This window comes from Pseudomonas sp. SIMBA_068, assembly GCF_046534705.1.
Classification (GTDB): Bacteria; Pseudomonadota; Gammaproteobacteria; order Pseudomonadales; family Pseudomonadaceae; genus Aquipseudomonas; species Aquipseudomonas putida.
In genome coordinates, this window is sequence record NZ_JAWRYI010001740.1 from 1 (window position 1) to 233 (window position 233).

Here is a 233-nt window from a genome sequence, read left to right on the forward strand (position 1 = left end):
CTCGCTGCCGACGCAGGTCTTCACGGTGCGGATGGATTTGCCGTAGGCGTGGCCGGACGGCATGTCCAGGTCTTTCCAGACTCCGGGCAAGTCTTCCTTGCGGATGCCCAGCAGGTCGATGCGCTGGCCGCCGGTGACCTTGACCATGGGCACCTGGTACTTGTCGGCGACATCGGCGATGCGTCGCAGCTCGGACGGATTGGTCACGCCTTTTCATGACCCGGGGACCACCG

General features: G+C 64.8%; 1 pseudogene. It reads right to left on the bottom strand.

Features of this window, described 5'->3' with window-relative positions:
* Positions 1 to 210 (bottom strand): annotated as a pseudogene (locus SB756_RS35710) (hypothetical protein); the annotation flags it as partial.
* Positions 211 to 233: the final 23 nt, after the last annotated feature.